We start from the raw sequence: 1,456 nt of genomic DNA, 5'->3' as shown, positions 1-1,456 counted from the left end.
ATTAGTACACGTTATCAAACGCTTGCAGCCTCCCACGGGAGGCCGTTGGCATTTTAAGAGCCAAGCTGTGCTACGCTGGCTACGGTGAACGGCAGCCTCTGGCGCCGCGCACAGGCCGCACGCCGGCTGTGCTGGAGCACGAAAGGACCACGACGGAGCGGGCGGGGCTATTACTGGAACGCACCGTAATGGCTGAGGGAGCGGGATCAGGCTGTTCCGACCGGTTTCATGATTGGGCTGCGGTCGGACCGAAGCACGGACCGGTGGCTCGCACGACTGCAAGGTCAGCAGGTGCTTGACCTGAATCCGGCCTGCCTCATTGATCACTTGCCGCCAGCGGTCGCGGCAGGTGGTCTTTGTAACGAGCATTCGAAGCCTCGCGGGCGGAAAGCTCGGGTCGCGGTAAGCGATCTGTGAGGGGAACAGGAAATCAGGCCGCTTGCCGGGCTCTGCTTGAGGACCGTGCTGGAGATCCGTTCCCTCGCGAAACCGTTCCTCGATCAGAATTTCTCGGGGTGTGCAGCTCCAGAGATCGGCCGGAGCGCGCTTTGCGACGTTGCAGCGCCGTCTGCGCCGGGGAGTGAAGTCGTCTAAGGTCTTGAATCCGGCCCGGATTGTGGGAAGCTCCACCGCTTCCTCAACACTGCGGAAGATCTCAAACTCGCAGTCGCGCCGTCGCAGAAGCCGCTTGTCGGGAGATGTCCCGCGCTCGAGCCGAATCTCCACCGTCTTGCGCACAATGTCCGCGCCGGTCGGGAAATGTGCCAGCCATGTGGGCGGAACTTCGGCCGGTTCGAGCCAGCACCGCGCGGGTCGGGCGGTAAAGGGTGGGAACAATCCGGGCGGCTCCGGGGACCACATGACAAAGCGCCCGGGCTCCACTGGCCTGAACCGCTCCTCGGCAGGGTCTTCTTCCGTCTCGTGGCGGCACACCCAGACATGGCAACGGAGCGCCGCGCCGTGCTCGTCCAGCGGAAGAGTGAAGATCGTAAGTGAGCCGGTGCTTTCAGCGTCCAGAAGAGCGTTGTTGCAGAACGCCAGCTTAAGGCACAGTGCCCCCTTTCCCCTCGGCGTCAGGCGACGCGGACGATCTCGGCGGTGCCGAGGACGTTGAAGCGGCTCATGAGCGCGACGCGGATGTGGATCTCGGCGGTTTGACGGTCGGGGTCCTTTGCCATGATGCGTTCGCCGAAGGCCTTGAGCCGAGCCGGTGAGCGCCACCGGTTCGAGCGAACCGGCGAGGGCATCTTCGCCTCGATCCGGCTGCGGGCGTGGTAGCCGGTCCATCGCTTCCAGAGAGCCCGGCCATAGTGACGGGTGGCGCGCAGGGTCTCGTTTCTGGCCCGAGCGGCCGGACCATCGCCCTTCCAGGGTCGGCCGTTCCGGCGGATAGGGATGACCGCTGTGGCGCGGCGCTCGACGATGGCGGTGTGACAGCGGCGCGTGTCGTGGCGCT

General features: G+C 65.0%; 1 protein-coding gene and 1 pseudogene. Both read right to left on the bottom strand.

What is annotated here, in order from left to right; translation table 11 throughout:
* Positions 1–1,017, bottom strand: a 1,017-nt coding sequence (locus ACTVZP_RS22175) for a type II restriction endonuclease (RefSeq protein WP_443214294.1), incomplete at its 3' end; no start/stop codon positions are given.
* Positions 1,018–1,073: 56 nt separating this feature from the next.
* A pseudogene (locus ACTVZP_RS22170) lies at positions 1,074–1,456 on the bottom strand (hypothetical protein); the annotation flags it as partial.

The organism is Rhodobacter sp. NSM, from assembly GCF_052244495.1.
Lineage (GTDB): Bacteria > Pseudomonadota > Alphaproteobacteria > Rhodobacterales > Rhodobacteraceae > Cereibacter_A.
The sequence above is the reverse complement of the archived record's forward strand: the minus strand, read 5'-3'. Positions and strand labels throughout refer to the sequence as shown.